The following is a 1,707-nucleotide window of genomic DNA, read 5'->3' as shown; positions in this document are numbered from 1 at the left end:
AAACCACCTCGATAAACCAGCCCACCCACCATAACAGCAGCAGAACCGCAACCCCCCTCCCCCGCTCCACCGGTTCCAGACCGCTGCCCGCCGCCCTGACCGTCGCCGCCCTGGCCGCCCCGCTGCTGCTGGCCGGGGCCGGCGGCGCGGCCGCCGACCCGGACCCGGCGCGCAGGGGCGAGAAGCTCGCCGCGCGCCTGGTCGAGGCCGCCGACGCCGAGAGCGCCCACGACACCCTGGCCGCGCTCCAGCGGATCGCCGACCGCAACGGCGGCACCCGGGTGGCCGGTTCGAAGGGGCACGACGAGTCCGCGCGCTACGTCTACGAGCAGGCCCGCCGGGCCGGGTTGAAGGTGTCCCGGCAGGAGTTCGAGTACACCTTCTTCGAGGCCCGCTCGGAGCGGCTGCAGGTGCTGTCCCCGCAGGCCGAGAGCATCCCGCTGATCGCCATGACGTACTCGCCCGGCGGCCCGGACGCGGGCCTGAACGCCGACCTGGCGGTCGCCCCGGTCAGCGCCGCGACCGGCTGCGCGCCCACCGACTACCCGGTCGGCGCGTTCACCGGTCGGATCGCGCTGATCCAGCGCGGCGGCTGCGGCTTCGCCGTCAAGCAGGCCGCGGCCGCGACGGCCGGCGCGGTGGGCGCGATCATCTACAACAACACCGAGGGCGACCTCAACGGCACCCTCGGGGACCCTGCGGCCGGCAGGATCCCCGTCGGCGGGATCACCCGGGCCGCCGGGGAGGCACTGGCCGCGAAGGCCGCCGCCGGCCAGGTGCGGCTGAACCTCGACATCCGTACCTTCATGGAGCCGCGCAAGACCTGGAACGTCATCGCCGAGACCAGGGGCGGCGACCCGGCCGACACCGTGATGGTCGGGGCGCACCTGGACTCCGTCCCGGCCGGGCCCGGCATCAACGACAACGGCTCCGGGGCGGCGGGCATCCTGGAGGTCGCGCGCAACCTGACCGTCCACCCGGTGAAGAACAAGGTCAGGTTCGCCTGGTGGTCCGCCGAGGAGTTCGGCCTCAAGGGCTCGGAGGCGTACGTGAAGTCGCTCTCCGAGGCGGACCGGAAGAAGATCAGGCTCTACCTCAACTTCGACATGATCGCCTCTCCCAACTACGCGCAGTTCGTCTACGACGGCTCGGGCAGCACCGGCGGCGGCGCCGGCCCCGAGGGCTCGGCGCAGATCGAGCGGGACCTCACCGGCTACCTGGACGGCCGGGGCCTGCCGCACGAGCCGACCGCCTTCAACGGCCGCTCCGACTACGGCCCGTTCATCGACGCGGGCATCCCGGCCGGCGGCACCGACACCGGCGCCGAGGTGGTCAAGTCGCCGGCGCAGGAGGAGCGTTACGGCGGCACGGCGGGCGTGGCCTTCGACGCCTGCTACCACAAGGCCTGCGACGGCTTGAAGAACATCGACATGGACGCCTTCGACGTCAACATCGACGTGATCGCCCATGCCGTCGGCACCTACGCCTGGGACCTCTCCTCACTGAACCGGCCCGTGCCGCCGCAGCACCCCGCCGGCCAGGCGGGTGGCGGCGGCGGTATGAGCGGGGGCCACGCCCACGAGGTGACGGCCTGAGGCCCGGGTGGGGCCGCCTCCCTCCCCCGGCGGCGGGGCCCCCCCCCCCCCCCCCCCGCCCCCCCCGGTTTCTTCCCCCCTCTGCCCCCCCCCCCCCCCGCACCCCCAGAAC

The 1,707-nt window shown here is 74.0% G+C and carries 1 protein-coding gene; it reads left to right on the top strand.

Features of this window, described 5'->3' with window-relative positions; translation table 11 throughout:
* Positions 1-83 precede the first annotated feature (83 nt).
* The gene (locus tag ACFVX9_RS27070; RefSeq protein WP_387983959.1) at positions 84-1,595 is read left to right on the top strand and encodes a M28 family peptidase; all 1,512 of its coding nucleotides are present in this window, start codon (positions 84-86) and stop codon (positions 1,593-1,595) included.
* Positions 1,596-1,707: the final 112 nt, after the last annotated feature.

The organism is Kitasatospora sp. NPDC058243, from assembly GCF_042882025.1.
Taxonomy (GTDB): domain Bacteria; phylum Actinomycetota; class Actinomycetes; order Streptomycetales; family Streptomycetaceae; genus Kitasatospora.
The sequence above is the reverse complement of the archived record's forward strand: the minus strand, read 5'-3'. Positions and strand labels throughout refer to the sequence as shown.